Origin of the sequence: Sulfuricurvum sp. (assembly GCF_036279695.1) — a bacterium.
Taxonomy (GTDB): domain Bacteria; phylum Campylobacterota; class Campylobacteria; order Campylobacterales; family Sulfurimonadaceae; genus Sulfuricurvum.
Genome location: NZ_DASUIQ010000020.1, coordinates 18,921 through 37,123, shown reverse-complemented (window position 1 = coordinate 37,123; position 18,203 = coordinate 18,921). Strand labels below are relative to the sequence as shown.

The window sequence follows — 18,203 nt, the reverse complement described above, 5'->3', positions numbered from 1 at the left end:
TACATCGAGGGAGAGATGTTTCTCCCTCAACATATCTTCGGTCAAATCGAGAGGGAATCCGAAGGTATCGTAGAGTTTAAACGCCACTTCTCCGCTGAAGGTCTCTTTGGTGTTTTTGAGTTCTTCGTTGAAAAGTTCGATCCCAGATGCGATGGTTTTGAAAAAGCGTTCCTCTTCGAGCATAATTTGCTCTTTTAAAACCGCCAATTTTTCAATGATGTACGGGTATTGTTTCCCCATCAACTCGGCGACGGTGTCGGCAACTTCAAACATAAACGGTTTGGTAAATCCGAGCAAATATCCGTGACGAACCGCACGGCGTAAAATACGGCGAAGGACGTATCCGCGCCCCTCGTTCGAAAAATTTGTCCCCTGAGCAAGGAGGAACGTAACGGTTCGGATATGGTCGGCGATAACACGGTACGACGCACCGCTTGCATAGCTATAAGGTTTACCAATAAGGGCTTCGACTTTGCGAATAATCGGCATAAAGAGGGTTGAATCATAGTTGCTCAATGCCCCCTCTAATACTGCCGTAGCACGCTCTAACCCCATCCCCGTATCGATAGATGGCTTCGGCAACGGGATCAACGGTCCGTCTTTTACTTTTTTCTCATACTGCATAAATACGAGGTTCCAGATTTCCAAGAAACGATCTCCGTCTCCCCCCATGTAGTCCTCAGGGCCGTTAAAATGCTCCGCACCCTGATCGACGAAGATTTCCGAACACGGTCCGCACGGTCCGGTATCTCCCATCTGCCAGAAGTTGTCTTTATCCCCAAGACGCATAATACGATCCGCGGCAATATGCTTTTTCCAAATCTCTTCGGCTTCGTCATCGCTCTCATGGACGGTAACCCAGAGTTTATCGACAGGGAGTTTCATCACTTCGGTGACAAATTCCCACGCATGGGCAATCGCTTCTTCTTTGAAGTAATCACCGAAACTGAAGTTTCCGAGCATCTCGAAAAACGTGTGGTGACGCGCCGTATGACCGACGTTCTCTAGGTCATTGTGTTTTCCACCCGCACGGATACACGTCTGTGCACTGGTCGCACGAGGATTGGCAGGGATCGGAATATCGCCCGTAAAGATCGACTTAAACGGAACCATCCCCGCATTGGTGAAAAGGAGGGTTGCATCATCGGGGACAAGTGGGGAACTCGGAACCCGTGCGTGTTGTTTTGATTCAAAAAAGGCTAAAAAAGCTTCGCGGACATCCATCATGGTTTACTCACCGTTAGTAAAAATTGCGCGATTATAGCGAAGATGGAGTTAAAGAGGAATTAGAACACTCCCCGCAAGCGCGGGAAATAAAAGAAAAAGGTTACGAAAATGCCCGATTAAGAGCGCTGAACATCGCTTTGATCGATGCTACCGTGATGTCGTTATCACACCCTACCCCGAAAAATTTATCCAAACTCTCGCTCTGAATCTCGATGTATGCAACCGCTTCGGCACTGGAAAGCTCTCCGCGTGAGTGTTCAGAGTACGAGAGGATTTTAAAGTTATGGGAATACTCCACCATCAATGCATTTTTGCACGCATCGATCGGACCGTTCCCAACCCCTTCGCTTCGGATCGCTTTGCCGTTATGGGTGTATTCCAACACACATTTGGCGGAGTGCTCTTTCGCACTCTCCGAGATCACCGAATAATCGACAAACTCGATATCGTGCGGTTCACCGAAATAGGTTTTCTCGAAGATGTCTAAAATCTCTTCGCTTGAGAGTTCGCGTCCCGCTTCATCAGTTACGCGCTGAACGATGGTTCCAATCTCAGGGTGCATCTTCTTCGGCAGTGAATAGCCGAATTTATCTTCGAGGACGTAGGCTACGCCCCCTTTACCTGATTGAGAATTGATACGGATGATACCCTCGTAGTTGCGCCCCACATCGCTCGGATCGATCGGCAAATACGGCACTTCCCAAAACGCATCCTCTTTAGCACGTTGATACGCCAACCCTTTGTTGATCGCGTCTTGGTGAGAACCTGAAAACGCCGTGTACACAAGCTCGCCCACATACGGGTGACGCTCATGGGTTTTCATATCGGTACACTCTTCGACGACCCGTACGACCGTCTCCAAATCGCTGAAATCAAGCTCAGGATCAACCCCTTGGGTGTACATGTTGAGTGCCAACGTGATAATATCGACGTTTCCGGTACGCTCGCCGTTAGAGAGCAACGTCCCCTCGACACGATCCGCCCCCGCCAACAACGCCAACTCGGTTGCGGCAACCGAGGTTCCGCGGTCATTATGGGTGTGAGTCGAAATCAATACGTACTCACGATTGGTGAGGTGTCGGCTCATCCACTCGATCTGATCGGCATAGACGTTCGGGGTTGCCATCTCGACGGTAGCGGGGAGGTTAATCACCACTTTACGCTCAGCACTGATCCCCCATCGATCGGTCACGGCATTACAAATACGGGCGGCAAATTCGAGTTCCGTCCCCGTAAAGCTCTCAGGGGAATATTCGAGCATAATCTCGCCATCGTGTTTAGCGGCGCGGGCTTTGACCATATCAACCCCCTCCATAGCCAGCGCAATGATCTCGTCTTGCTCTTTTCCGAAGACAATCTTACGCTGTGCGACCGAAGTCGAATTGTACAAATGGACAATCGCTTTTTTGACTCCCGCGAGAGCTTCGAACGTTTTGTCGATCAAATGTTCGCGCGCTTGGACGAGGACTTGTACCGTCACATCATCAGGAATCAGTTTTTGCTCGACCAAAGTGCGTAAACAGTCAAATTCCACTTTCGATGCAGAAGGAAATCCCACCTCGATGTTTTTAAATCCGAGTTTCAGCAAGAGGTTGAAGAGAGAGAGTTTTTGATCCAAATTCATCGGGGTGATCAACGCTTGGTTTCCGTCGCGAAGATCGACACTGCACCAAATCGGAGCGTGTGTGATGGTTTTGGACGGCCAAACACGGTTTGGCAAATCAACTTGTGGATACGGGCGGTATTTGCCCATTGATGCATGTTTCATACGAAACTCCTTGCTATTTTCTCTCCCCATTGCCCTTGCTGAGGCAAATGAGTGGCGTGATTATAGCAAAAAGGACTTGTATCGAATTAAAAATTAAAATTCGAAATTGAGACCGACGTACGGTTTGATGGCTGAACCTCTTGTCTCATAGACAAATGAACCGTCCGATACATTGTTCCAATGTCGGTAAACATAGTCAGCACCCACATGTGCAGATACATGATCGATAAGTTTGACCGACAAACCGGCGCCTATATTGGAACTCATTTCGTTCACACTCCCCATCACGGAATGTTCACTATCCATTTTTCCATACCCTAAACCGATCTTTAAAAAAGGAAAAATAGATGAAGTGACCTCAAACTCTTTGATAAGATCGATTCCGACCTCCTGTAAAGTCGTACCGGTGCTACCATAAAAAACGCCGTTATCATAGGTTATGCGAGTATACGTCAGTTGAATATTCGTCACTTCATCCGCTTCTAAACCCAGTTTTAGTTTGATGTCTTTGTAGTCGTTACTGTATTTGAAGTTAGTCCCTTCAGCCGTACTTTTATCGCTATTATTGGCTTTGCCTACATCGATCCCGACATAAAATCCGGTTTCGCTTGCCATCAAACCGCACGCTAGCAATAGTGAGAATACTATTTTTTTCATTTATTACCTTTTTCTTCCTATTTTCGATTAAAAAATATTATAGGTTTACGATTCGAAATTTATCCTTAAGCATCCTCTTTTACCCAGCAATCACTAACAATAAAAAATTTTCTCAACATCCCGATATTAGTTTAATATCATTATTGTATAATAACTAGTAAAATCTGTGTTTTGAATACGTTTTATGCACACATAGAACAAGGGTATAGTATGTCCAATGAGCTTCAAGTAAATTACGGAAAAAACAATATTTCCTTAAATACTACCCCCAAAGCAGGGGAGAATATCAATGTTTATCTACGCCCAGGCGATGAATTAAAAAGTACTATCAATCTAGCAAATGCAACCTATCAAATCGTAGATACGGATGTGGTAGCAACGTTGCCAAACGGAGGAACAATTACTTTTGTTGCTCTTGGGATGATGGCGTTCGAAGAGAATCCGCCCATTATAAAACTCCCCGGCAACGATCATTTCGCCGTAAGCGATATTTTGAATAAAGTTTACAATATCGTTCAAACCTCCAAAGACTCCATTCTAGCTTCGGGAGATATTATCCCTACCAGCGACGAAAAAACAGATGCGGCGGCGCAAAAAAAATCGGATGATAAAGTTACCGACTACAATGCCTACTATGTTGATCCGCAGCCCAATATCAAACCTCAAGATGAGATCGGTCCAAAAGATAACTCCGCAAAATATTTAACCGAAGCCCCTGACTATACCAGTACCCAAACGGCCGATTCAACCGCTCAAAAAAACAATGATTCGACGGAGACCCAAAGTAAAGCGCAAGACAATATAGCCGACGTCTCCGCCGCACTCTCTTTTGACATCGGTTTTTACCAAATCAAAAGCTCTGACACTACCGCAGCGGGTGTTACCACCGTTTTAGGCGGAACCGGCAGTGCGTTAGGTAATGTCAGTAAAGTAGAAAGTGCACAGTTTCAGCCTGAGACCATTGACTATCGCAACAATGCCTATCCTGAAGTAATCACCGCAGATAATCCGGTTTATGTTACGGATACGTATTTGACAAAACTCGTTCGAATGACGATTTCACAACCTGTCGGTTTTGGAATCACCGATATATCCATTCTCGGATTATCAAGCGGTTTTCAGATACTTAATCTTGATGGCACGTCATTGAACTCCGTGAATGGAGGATGGAGTCTCTCTGCGGGAACAGGGTTTACCTCCACCCCGACAGACGGCGGTGAAATCATAGAGTTTTATATCCGCTATGAACCCGATTCCGTCAATATGTCTTTAGATTTTGACTATTTGATGCAGGTCAGTCTCACGTCCCAGTTCGACATTGCCAATGTCCCTGCAACATCGCAAGGTCCAATCGTAATACCGGTACTAGATACACTTACAACGTCTAAAGACGTTGGTGTTGTCGTCAAACCGATAACCACGGAATCTGACTATACCTATACCGGACAATACCCGAGCGGGTTTGTACTCGATTCCACCCCGAATGAAAATATTATTTACACCGGAATACACGATTCAACGGTGTATGGCGGACTGGCGAACGATACGATTTACGGGAATATCGGTAACGATACCCTAAACGGCAATAAAGGAAACGACACTCTAACCGGCGGAGCGGGAGCTAATACGATAGACGGCGGCGACGGAACAGCCGACACGGTCAGTTATGAGTTTTTAGCCAAATACAGCGATGATTTTCTTTTTGCCAACGGATCAGCTATTGATCCTGCAACCGGATCGGCGTATGCCAATGATGCCAAAGGGGTAGTGGTTGATTTACAAGCCGGCAGTGCAACCGGCAAAACTGTTTATGATTCGATAGCGGATGTCACGACAGGGGAAGAACTCTTAAGTATCAACGATACTCTTTCAACGGTTGAATACGTCATAGGGTCAAAGTATGATGACACCATCCGAGGCGATGGAGAAAACAATAAACTGATGGGCGGTGAGGGGAATGATACCCTAGAGGGTAGAAACGGCGCCGATTGGCTCGATGGCGGAGCAGGAAATGATTGGCTGATCGGAAGCACCGATGATTACATGATCGACGGAGGGGATAACACCGATACGGCCGATTTTTCCAATACTTCCAACGGGCTCGTTATCACTCTCAACAATTCATCCAACGGTTCATTGGGCAATATCAGCGGCGGATCAGCCACCACTATTATCAAAAATGTTGAGAATGTTGCCGGAACACAGTATAAAGACAGCATTACGGGAGACAACTCCAACAACCTGCTCATCGGCGGTTATGACCACTCCGCCGTTTCCGCAACACCCTCAGATGACACCGTAAACGGCGGTGCAGGCGCGGATACGATCGTCGGTGACGTTATGATTGACTCAGTAATCGCCGGAGATCTCTATGCCGGAAGCGATCTCTTGGCGGGTGGCAGTGAAAACGACATCATCTACGGGGATGCTTCCCCTATCCGCAGTACCTCGACTATCTCTGTCTTAGCCGATCAAAGCGTCGAATATGTAATCGATACGATAGACGGTACCCTCGCAACCGTCCATGGCGGAAACGATACCCTCCAAGGCGGTTCCGGAGATGATTATCTCAACGGCGGAAGCGGATGGGACAGTGTAGATTACAGCTCTTCAGCCGCAAAAGTATATGTGAACCTCAGCACCAATTCGGCTACCGGGGAAGGAACCGATCAGCTCTTTAATATCGAAAATATCATCGGTTCAAGCTCGACACTCGGAGATACACTCATCGGTAATTCGCTCGTAAATACGATTAGCGGAAGCAGCGGCGGAGATACCCTCAGCGGTTTGGACGGCAATGATACGTTGGACGGTAAGTCGGGAAGCGACTGGGTTGATTACAGCTATGCCGCTACCGCTGCAACGGTTGATTTGAGCACTACTCTAGGGACAGCCAGTGTCAGCGGAAGCGACCAAGACACCTTAATCTCGATAGAAAATGTACTCGGTTCCAGCCACGACGACATCATCACCGATAATAACGGCACGGCAAACACATTGCGGGGGCTAAACGGTAACGATACGTTCTTTTCCCATAACGATGGATTGGATACCTTCGAGGGAGGAAACGGCACGGACACCGTTGATTATTCACTCTCAAGCGGTAATATTCATGTAACGCTCGGCGGCAGCAGTAACATAGATACCCTCATCAGTATCGAAAATCTAATCGGTGCTACGGGCAACGATACATTCGTCGGGGATACCGAAGATAATATTTTAAGCGGCATGGGTGGCAACGATACCCTCAACGGCGGAGCAGGCAACGACACACTATACGGAGGCACAGGCAATGACACCCTTATAGGGGGGATCGGAACGGACATCCTCGAGGGGGGATCGGGTCAGAATATGGCCGATTACTCCGCGTCCGGCTCTATCAACGTCGATTTATCAGCCGGAACGGCAAGCGACGGGTTAGGTGCGATAGATGCACTGAGCAATATACAGATAGTAAAAGGATCAAATCTAGCGGATACCATCAAAGGCTCAACCGCATCCGATACTATGATCGGGGGAAGCGGAAATGATACATTTTTCGCAACCGGCGGAAGTGACATCTATTACGGAAACGATACCCTAAGCACCTCCGATTCCAATACCGATCGGGTAGACTATTCTATCGCCATAGCCGGAATAGACAATATATTTGCCGATCTCTCCAGCAATTCCGTTTACCTCAGAGATGCATCCGATGCGACATTATCGACCGATACCCTCTACAGTATCGAAGAACTCTATGGAACACTCGGAAACGATACCATGATAGGCCGCAGCGGTTCGACTAATACCCTATCCGGTGGAGACGGTAACGATACACTCACCGGAAATACCGACGGAGACGTATTGGATGGGGGGAACGGTACCAATGCAGCCGATTATTCCGCACGAACTCAAAATCTAAGCGTCGATCTTACGTTATCATCAAAAAATATTTTTGTGACCGGAACAACGGCAACAGCCACAAATTCAGACACCCTTACTAATATCCAAAATGTCACCACCGGCAGTGGAAACGATACTATCACCGGAAGCAGTGCCGATAATATCTTAACCGGAGGTACGGGCAACGACACGTTTGTGGGGGGTGCAGGTAATGATACGTTTGTAGGCGGTACCGATACAACCCATGACAGCGGCAACGATACGGCCGATTATTCAGCGTCTATCACCGCTATCGATGCCGATTTGACTCGTGGAAGCGGACAGGTTATAGGCAATGCATCTACGGATGGTACCGATACCCTCTATGGGATCGAAAATATCGTCGGTACGGCTCAAAACGACACCCTTATTGGAAATGCTAACGCCAATATTTTGACCGGTGGTGCCGGTGATGATACCCTAAAAGGTAACGGCGGTGCAGACCAAATCAATGCTGGAACCGGAAATGACACCGTATTGGGGGGTTATGACGGTGACGTGATCGACGGCGGAAGCGGTGCATCAGAGAGAAATAGCATCGACTACAGCGCATTTGGTAGCGATGCTACCGTCAATCTAAATACCTCAAAAGGGTATCTAAACGCAACCCCATCAGTAACCGATTCGATAAGCAATATTCAAAACGTTATCGCCGGAAGCGGAAATGACACCCTAATCGGTAAAAGCGCAACGCTCAACACCCTCTCAGGCGGTGCCGGAAACGATATTCTAACCGGTAATCTTGACGGAGACGTATTAGACGGTCAGACAAACACTACCGGAGATACCGCCGATTACAGTGCCTATAGCGCTTCTACCAATATTACCGTAGATATGGGTGCTCAGTCAATCGCCCAAACCGGAAGTTCTACCGCGAAAGACTATTTTGCCAATATTGAAAAAATACAAACGGGTGCCGGAGCGGATACCTTTACGGTGAACACCTTACTCGATACCGGAGCTTATACACTTGATGGCGGTGCGGGTACCGATATTATCAACTATAGTGCTATATCCGAAGCTGTTACGGTGACCTTGAACACTACCAACAATGCAACCGTAACCGTTGGAGCTTCAGGCGGTAACGATGACGTGATTAAAAATATCGAGGATGTCAGCGGCTCCAAAGTAAACGATACGATCACAGGAGATACACAAAGTAACAAACTTTACGGAAATGAAGGGAACGATACCCTCAATGGAGGCTCAGGAAGCGATTTCGTTTACGGCGGGGACGGCAATGATACTATTCTAGGAACACAAGACGGTATAGCCGATTTCTACTATGGAGGAAATGCCAGTACCGATACGGGAACGGCAGATAAAATCGACTATAGTGCCGTAACGTCCAATATGACATTGACTTCAGGAACCAATGTTACTGATACTACTAGTGGTGCAGACGTCTTAAGCGGCATTGATATTTTTGATTCCGGAAGCGGCAACGATTCACTAACGGCCGGAACAGCAAGCATGAGTATCTACGGGAATCTCGGAACGGACAAGATTACGGGCGGAAGCGGTAACGACGTTCTGTACGGAGACAACGTAGGAAATACGAATAGTACAGCCGACGGGGCAAATACTCTTGCCGGCGGAGCCGGAAATGATACCCTTTATGCCGGTGATAGCGGAGATAGCTTACGCGGAGATGCGGGGAATGACACCCTATTCGGCGGAGCGGGAATAGACACTCTCGATTATGTGACCAATAATATCGCTATTACGGCTCTCTTAAATACAGGTATTATCAACGGAGACGGTTCCGATGTCGTAGATACAACGACCATAGAGGTTCTCCGATCAGGTTCAGGAGCCGATGCCATTACCGGTGCCGATAGCGGTGTACTCGCTACTATCTACGCGGGAAGCGGAAACGACACTATCAACGGCGGTGCATTGGCGGAAACCCTCTATGGTGAAGCCGGAAACGATACCTTGCGAGGCGGAGGCGGGGTAGACACCCTATACGGTGGAGCCGGAAATGATGTCGTTTATGCCAATATCGACGGAGACAAAGCATACGGAGATAACGGAGCCGGAAATGTCGCCGGTACAAGTGATACATTAGACTTTTCGGATCTCTCCTCAGCTAGCAACCTTATCATTGACATGACCAATGGCAATGTCAATATAGCTGCAGCAACCGTGAGCACGTTCGCCGAATTTGAAAATATTACCGGCGGTGCCGGAAATGACACCCTCTATGGGGATACCAGTGCCAATACCCTAAAAGGTGGAGCCGGAAACGACACGATATTTACCAGTGCCGGTGTCGATTTTATCGATGGCGGTTCGGGAACAGCCGATATGGTTGATTTTAGTGCCATAACTACCGCAGCGATCAATGTCAATCTCTCCACCCTTCAAATACTCAATGACGGTTTCGGCAATGCAGAGACGATACAAAACGTTGAAAATATCAACGGCGGAAACTATACGACGGCCGGAGATACCCTCTATGGGGATGGTATGGACAATATCATCTACGGAAATCTCGGTGCCGATCAGCTATCCGGAAACGACGGCGCTGATATTTTGTACGGGGACAATGCCACTAACTCTCACGGCGGATCAGACGGGCACAATACCCTTGACGGCGGTGCGGGAAATGATACCCTTTATGCCGGAGACGGCGGAGATACTCTCATCGGTGGTACCGGAGCGGATAAACTCAACGGTGCTGCCGGAGCCGACACCCTCGTAGGGGGAATCGGAGATGACACATTAGACGGAGGTGGTGGTATCGATGTCGCCGACTATCGAAGTGCCACCGCCAAAGTAGTCATTACCTCCGTTTCGGCTAACGTCAACGATACGACGGATTTGACCACAGGGCTATTGAGCGGAACCGAGGGGACCGATACGATCACCAATACCGTCGAAGTAATCTACGGAAGCTCCGGATACGGCGATACCATGACTGGTAATGCCAATGCCAATATCTTTTACGGATGGGGCGGTAACGATACCCTCAGCGGCGGACTCGGGAACGATACGATTTACGGCGGTAGCGGAGATGATACGATTGCCGGAAACATCGGAGATGATACACTTATCGGCGGTGATGTGATCGGTACTCTTTCGGGATGGGACACGCTAGACTATTCCACGGATGTTGCGGGAGTAACCGTCAATCTAACCGCCGGAACCGCAACCGACGGATCAGCGGGAACCGATACGCTGAGCGGTTTCTCAAAAGTATTAGGTTCTGATTATACCGATACCCTCACCGGTAATATCGGAGCAGATGACCTTCGCGGTGGCGCAGGTGACGACTGGATCATTATGACTGCCGGAAACGATACCATTTACGGAGGAACAACCACTGAAACAGAGGGGGATACCGTCGATTTTATCACCGCTTCAAGCGCAGGGGTCATTGTTAATTTAGCTACGAATAATGCCAGCGGAACCAACATCGGTACCGATGTTATTTATGAAATCGAAAATGTTTCAGGATCCAATTTTGCCGATACGATCACCGGAGATGCAAACGCTAATACTCTTGTCGGTCGTGCACTAAATGATACGATCTCAGCAGGTGCCGGAGCCGATGTGATCTACGGTGATGATAACAGCGGTGCATCCGTTGACGGAGTACAAACCGGAAATGACTCCCTATACGGTCAAGACGGTAATGATACGATATACGGCGGATTGGGCAACGACAACTTATGGGGCGGGAATAACAACGATACCCTACAAGGGGGAACCGGCGATGACTATCTCAACGGTGAAAACGGAATCAATCTCCTTTTGGGTAATGATGGCAATGATACCTTTGAATTGACGAGTACTACCGCGACCAATACGATTACCGGCGGTAACGGTACCGACACTCTCACGTTTTATTATGCGGGTGCGACAACCATCAATCTATCTCTTACCTCCGCACAATCTACAGGCGGAGGAGGAAGTATCACGCTAAGCGATGACATCGAAAATGTTTCAGGAAGCAACAGCAGCACAGATACTTTAACCGGAAATCTATTAGCAAATGTTATGTGGGGGAATGGGGGAAATGATAGCCTCTACGGTGCCGGTGGTATCGATACCATCTACGGCGGAAACGGAGCAGATAGATTATACGGAGACATTGCTACTCCTACCCTAAGCGACGGAGGCAATACGATCTACGGCGGAGAAGGGAACGATACCCTCTATGGCGGCTTGGGCAATGATACTCTCTATGGTGATGACGGCGGAAGTTATGCTACCAGTTGTAACGATACCTTTGTAGCAATAAGCGGATCGGATGGAACAGATGCAATGAACGGAGGGCAAGGAACCGATACCGTCGACTATACTGCCATAAGCAATAATATCAGTGTCACGTTGGCAGGGGCAGCCGTTGCAACCGTAACGGTGACAGGCGGAAATAACGATACCGTCGTCAATATCGAAAATGTTATCGGCGGTAGCGGCAATGATTACATCATCGGTGATGGTAACTCGAATTATCTCAACGGTGGAACGGGTAACGATACTCTCCTAGGCGGTGGCGGAAACGACACCCTCACCGATACGAGCGGAACCAATACCTTTGCCGGAGGGGCAGGCAACGATACGATCACCGGAATTGCGGCAACTTCATGGCTTGATTATTCGATCGACGGTATCAATGAAGGGGCAACCACCAATCTCAATACAACCATCGGTCAATCTGTTTCTACAAACAGAGGAAGCGATACAATCTCTGCGCTCAATCATATTACCGGTTCAGCCTATAACGATAATTTTTCCGGTAACGGCAGTGTCAACACGATTATCGGCGGAGCCGGAGACGATACGATCGAAGGGTACGGCGGAAATGATATTTTAGACGGAGGAACCGATACTGCCGTAGGTGACACCCTCACCTACCAGTATGAAAATAAAATCAGTGTCACCCTATTAGACGGCGGAGCGGCAACCAATGTCGGAGTATGGAACGGAACCAACTATACCTCACAAGTAGACGTTATCAGTAATTTTGAAAACATCTCCGGTTCCAACAGTACAAACTCGGCACTAAACTCAGATATTATCGCGGGAAATTCCTCGGGAAATACCATTATAGGATATGCCGGAAATGACTCCCTCTACGGAGCCGCAGGCAGCGACTACATTGACGGCGGTTCCGATAATGATACGATAGCAGGCGGTACCGGAGCGGATACCATTCTCGGCGGTAACGGGAATGATGTACTCAGAAGTGGAGGAACCGCTTATAATAATGGTAGTGCCGATGGGTTTGCGGACACTCTTTATGGTAATGCAGGGGATGATACACTCTATGGTATGCTAAATGGCGATACTTTGTATGGGGGCGATAACGACACAGCCTTTAGCGGTAACGACCGAATCGACTACAGTGAGCTTGCCGCCGGAAGTGCCGTGTATATCGACATCAATGCAACTGCCGGATCGTCGCTGGCTCAATTGGTCGGGACACCCTCAACGACCGACACCATTTTCGGCTTTAATACCGTTATCGGAAGCAGCGGAAACGATACGATCGTCGGTAATGTCAATAATAACTATATTGTAGCCGGAAACGGTGATGATGCCGTCTATATGAGCCCTATCGCCACCGCATCCTCAGCACTAACCGGAGGCAGTGACAACATCGATATGGGAGCCGGAGACGACACCCTCTATGTCTTTGCTTCCGAACTTACCAGTGCCGATGTCATAAACGGCGGTACACATACGACCGGTGATACGATTGTCTTTAAAGACGGCGGAATCATCAATGATCCGACCAAATTTTCCAATGTTTCCAATATCGAATTTGTACAGTTTGCCAATGTCGCCAATACTATCAGCCTTGATACGACAAAACTCAATGATGTCAAACTGATCGGCGGCTCGACCACCGATATTTTCAACTACGCGATTGCCAATTTCGATAGTCATGATACCATTGACGGTAGTGCAGGAAATGATACCCTCTCCTTCACCTCAGCCGGCACCCTTACCGATGCTATGCTGAGTTCCATTAGCAGTATCGAAAAAATACAGCTTGCCAACGGTACCAACACTATCACGGTGGATGTCAGTGCCATCGGCGGCGGAGTAGCAACACTTTACGCCAATAGCGCCGGAGGAACCAATACCTATAATTACTCTCTCGGCAACTTGTCCAGTGCCGATTTGATCGTGGGGGGCGGTGCCAGTACCACCGATATACTCCAATTTTTAGATGCAGGTACGATTGCTGATGATACCCGATTCAACGGACTTACCAATATTGACCAAATCAAGTTGGCAAACGGTACGAACACCTTTAATATCGACAGTACCAATGAAGCTAAATTGAGTGGAGTCAGTTTGATCGGGGGAACCGGCATCGATACTTTCGTCTACGCGTCGGCTATTTTAACCAACGGAACCGCCAATGCAAAACTGATCGGTTCAAGCGGCAATGATATTTTAAAGATTACGGGATCAACATCCGTAGCCGATACGAATCTCGCAGGGTTCTCATCGATTCCGACATTGGATGTCAACAGTTATACCGGATCCGTTACGCTGGGGGCAAATGCCACGACGATGGGGATCACTACGATTGATGCCAGTACAAACGGCGGCACACTGAGTATTAATGCTTCAGCTATGACAACGGGTGTAACCATCAAAGCCGCAACCGTTGGAGGAAGCACCTATACCGGAAGTAATAGCGCTTCTACCGATGTATTAACAATCGGCAGTGCCATTACGCAAAATGCCTCGGCAATCACTAAAATCGAAACCATCACACTCAATGCCGATACCACCTTTACGGGAGATTTGGTCGGAGTCACAACTCTCAATGTCGCAAGCGCTAAAACACTGACACTGGATGCATCCGCCCTGAGCGGCGATACGACGACCATAGCCGACAGCGGTACCGTTGTCATCAACAACACCTCCGGAGCCAACCTCAGCACGTTGACATTCAGCGGGGCCGGAGCACTCCAGATCAACGGAACCAATGCCAACGATACCATCACTCTCAATTCGACCCTCACTTCCTACACCGGAACGATTACCCTAAGCGGCGGTGCCGGTGATGATGTTCTGACAGGTTCAGCTAAAAATGAAACGCTCATTGGCGGTGCCGGAAATGATACCCTCTCCGGCGGTGCTGGGGCAGATTATATGGACGGCGGAGCCGATGATGATACCTATCGTTATACGGCTATAGCCGATATTTCTACCGATGTTATTAACGATACGGGAGGCGGTACCGATATTATCTGGACCGATGCAAACGCCAATTTCAACCTCTCTACCGCAACCGCAACCGGAATCGAGGGGTTGAAATTTTATCAAGCCGCAGGTACCCAAACCAACACGATCTCATGGGCTCAAGCATCCGCATTTACCACCTTTACCGGCTTTGCAGGTGCCACCGATACCGTAAGTGTTACGGGAGTAACCGCCAGCCTTGATATGAACAGCGCTAAAACGTACACCAATGTTGCCAAAGTTATCGTCGATGCATCCTCCGCATCAGCAGCTATTACCCTCACAGGCGCATCCGGCGTTGCTAACAGTATCACGGGCGGCAGTAATAATGATACCCTTATCGCGGGAACACTCGCCGATTCTCTGTATGGAGGTTCAGGCAACGATACGTATCAATTTGTCAGTACCTATTTGGCAAGTACCGACATACTCAGCGATACCAGCGGTACAGCCGATGTATTGCAAATCACCGATGCAGGTGCCACTATTGTATCATCCCAGTTGAGCGGTGTTACAGGTGTCGAAATACTCAAACTTGCTTCCGGATCAACGGCTACAATGGGAGGCAGTCTCACAGCGGTTGACCTCTCAGCAGGCGGCAGCAATACGGTCAATAACGCTACGGTTGCAAATATCACCATCACGGGTGGAGCAGGAACCGATACCCTAAATATCAGCGGCGGAGTGGCGCTCAACGCATCCAACATCACCAACGTGGAAGCGATCAATATAACCGCTGGAAGCAGTGCCATCACCGGAAGCTTTGCAGGAACACCGACGATCACGATTGCCTCAGGAGCTACCCTGAGCGATAGCGTCGCCGCAACGAGTGCCAAAACGCTCAACATTAACGGAACCCTCACGGAGACCAATGTCAATGCTCTCAATATCTCCAATTTTGCGCTCAACAGCGGCGGTACACTCAATCTGACGCTCGCATCCGGCGGAACATTGGATGCAAGCGTTGCAGGATTTAACAAAAACAGCGGCGGCGCACTCAAAATAAACGGCACTACCGGAGCAGAAACCATTACGGTTGATTCTGCGAAATACGGTACCAATGCGAACGACAGTATCACCGACGGCGGCGGTACCGATACCCTGATCGTAAAAGGCTCCGGTGCTATCGACTTTACCAAAATAGCCGGTATGGAAACCGTTGATCTAACCAACTATACCGGAACTACCCTCGCTACCAATACCACGACAGGCGAAACCGTTAAAATCAATTCAGCCTACACCTCCATCAATACCGGAGGGGGAACCGACCAACTCTATATTAGCGCCAACACGGTCGATCTCAGCGCCAGCACATTAACCGGTATCGAAAGCTTCTATGTTGCAACAGGTGCTACACTGATCGTAAAAGCAACCGACGTTGCAGGAAAAAATGTTACGGGGGGCGGTAATATTATCATCATGATGGCATCAACCTCTGCGGCTGATCTCTCTACGATCACTGTGACAGGGACGAAAACGTTGGAAATTACGGCAAATTCAACCTTTAGCGGAACCATCGGGAGCATCTCTTCCTTGGTTGTTGATAGCGGGGTAAGCGCTACCATTTCTGCAAGTGTTATTAATGGCAAAACCATTGCCGTATCCGGTGCGGGAAGCTTGGATATTACCGCCAACACGACCGCCGCTAATAACAATTTTTCGGGGATGACCAAGTCCATTTCGGGAGATGTCACTCTCAATGTTACCAGTGCACTTGATTTGAGTGCTGTCAATATCGGTACGGCATCTTCATTTATTGATAAGATCAATACAACCGCGGCATTAACCCTAAGCGGTGCCCAAATTAATGCCATCTCAAAAGTCTCCGGTACCGCCAACGTTACGATAGAAGCAGGTACGGCGAACGTCGATTTATCCACGAAAGTCCTTACCGGATATAGCGGTACCTTTGTTGTTAATGACGGAACCGGTACCCAAACACTCACCGGCACATCCAATGCCGATACCTTCAATCTCGATAATGCTTCGGCAAGCGTCGTAGCCGGAAGCGGAGACGATACCATCAATTTACTCTCGACCTTGGCTTCATCACCGAGCGGAACGATCGATGGCGGCGGCGGTACCGGAGATACTCTTAATATTGGCAAAAGCGGTCTTACGATCAACGCCTCCAATATCACGGGAGTCGAAACCATCAATGTTAACGCTTCAACAACGATGAACGGAACCATTAGTGCCAATAGCGTTACCGTCGCCAGCGGTACAACATTGAGCGCAGACGCATCAGTGATCAGCACTGAGAATATCAGCGGCACTGGCACAGTGAACGTAACCAATCTACAAAATACCCTTGCCGCCGACTTTTCAACCATAGCCGCTGCCACAACGCTCAACGCAACTTGGAGCAGCGGTAGCGGAACCTATACCGGAAATCTAACCAATGTCGATTCGCTAGCGATCAGCGGCGGAACCATGACCACCAGTGATGATATTTTATCAGGTCATACGGTAACGGGCACTGGAGCCCTTAATGTCAATGTTGATAGCAATTTGGCCTTTAATTGGTCCAATATCGCATCATCGGTCAATGAAACTCTCAATTTCACAGCCTCCGCGACGTACACCCAAAACATTTCCGGAGCCGATGCCATTACCCTCTCCAGCGGTGTAAATGTTGATCTTAGCGGGGCAACACTCAACAGTGCTACCACGATCACAGGTAGTACCGGAGATGAAACACTGACACTCGATCAAAGTATGAATTCTATCAATCTGGGAACAGGTACCGGAGATACTCTAAATACCCTAGCAACCATGGATCTAAGCGGAAAAGTCTCCGGTGTTGAAATACTCAATGTCGCCAATGCAACCACGACAACCCTGAACTACAGTGATATAGGAGCCAGCGGCATCTCTACCCTTTCGGGTTCAGGAGCCGTCACGATCAACGGTGCGACTACAATGGATATTAGCAGTGAAACGGTCTCTCTAGGAGCTGATAAACTTGGAATAACCGGAACGACTGGCGCCGATAGTCTCGTCCTTGATTTTAGCCAACTCGACAAAGTACAGTTTGATGGCAATAGCGGCAGCGATACCGTCTCTTTCTTTGGCAGTACTGCATCAACTACGTTCTCAGATACCAATGCCTTTACCAATATTGAAACGCTTGACATCAGTTCTCTTGGATTATCCGGAGGCTCTCTTGCGATAGACGCCAACTCGTTATACGCATTTACCGGTACCAATGTCGGTCATTCTCTAACCTTAGATGCCGCTACCGCTGATCTATCAGGCAATCTCTCTGTTGATGGATTAACCTCATGGACAAACGTCGATACGGGTATAGTGACTACGGCTTCCAACTTCACTCTCTCTTCCGGGCACTATTCACTTACCGATACCAGCGGTCACATCACAGACCTTCATGTAGCAGCACTTTAGGACATAA

At 48.5% G+C, this 18,203-nt stretch carries 4 protein-coding genes and 3 pseudogenes; 4 read left to right on the top strand and 3 right to left on the bottom strand.

What is annotated here, in order from left to right:
- The 3 genes from alaS to VFW36_RS02695 all read right to left on the bottom strand — a co-directional run.
- Positions 1-1,224: alanine--tRNA ligase (gene alaS, locus VFW36_RS02705; RefSeq protein ID WP_329657283.1), on the bottom strand; the 1,224-nt coding region annotated here is incomplete at its 3' end.
- A gap of 103 nt (positions 1,225-1,327) precedes the next feature.
- Positions 1,328-2,995 carry a 2-isopropylmalate synthase gene (gene leuA, locus VFW36_RS02700; protein ID WP_329657282.1) on the bottom strand — a complete coding sequence of 556 codons (1,668 nt, stop codon included), beginning with the start codon at positions 2,993-2,995 and terminating at the stop codon, positions 1,328-1,330.
- A 93-nt stretch (positions 2,996-3,088) separates the two neighbouring features.
- Complete coding sequence (locus VFW36_RS02695) at positions 3,089-3,652, bottom strand: outer membrane beta-barrel protein (RefSeq protein ID WP_329657281.1); 564 nt, start codon at positions 3,650-3,652, stop codon at positions 3,089-3,091.
- Between the two features lie 210 nt (positions 3,653-3,862).
- Between VFW36_RS02695 and VFW36_RS12535 the strand changes: the two are divergent.
- The 4 genes and pseudogenes from VFW36_RS12535 to VFW36_RS12520 form a co-directional block, all read left to right on the top strand.
- A pseudogene (locus tag VFW36_RS12535) lies at positions 3,863-10,318 on the top strand (hypothetical protein); the annotation flags it as partial.
- 84 nt (positions 10,319-10,402) lie between these two features.
- Positions 10,403-10,567, top strand: a pseudogene (locus tag VFW36_RS12530) (hypothetical protein); the annotation flags it as partial.
- Positions 10,568-10,876: pseudogene (locus VFW36_RS12525) on the top strand (calcium-binding protein); the annotation flags it as partial.
- A complete protein-coding gene (locus VFW36_RS12520; RefSeq protein ID WP_414720224.1) occupies positions 10,865-18,196 on the top strand; it encodes a hypothetical protein in 7,332 nt (2,443 codons plus the stop codon). The pseudogene VFW36_RS12525 and the gene VFW36_RS12520, both read left to right, overlap by 12 nt.
- Positions 18,197-18,203: the final 7 nt, after the last annotated feature.

Excerpts from the sequence above, each read along its gene's own strand:
- VFW36_RS02695 (WP_329657281.1), bottom strand. The coding sequence starts at position 3,652 with ATGAAAAAAATAGTATTCTCACTATTGCTAGCGTGCGGTTTGATGGCA.
- VFW36_RS12520 (WP_414720224.1), top strand. The coding sequence starts at position 10,865 with ATGACTGCCGGAAACGATACCATTTACGGAGGAACAACCACTGAAACA.
- leuA (WP_329657282.1), bottom strand. The coding sequence starts at position 2,995 with ATGAAACATGCATCAATGGGCAAATACCGCCCGTATCCACAAGTTGAT.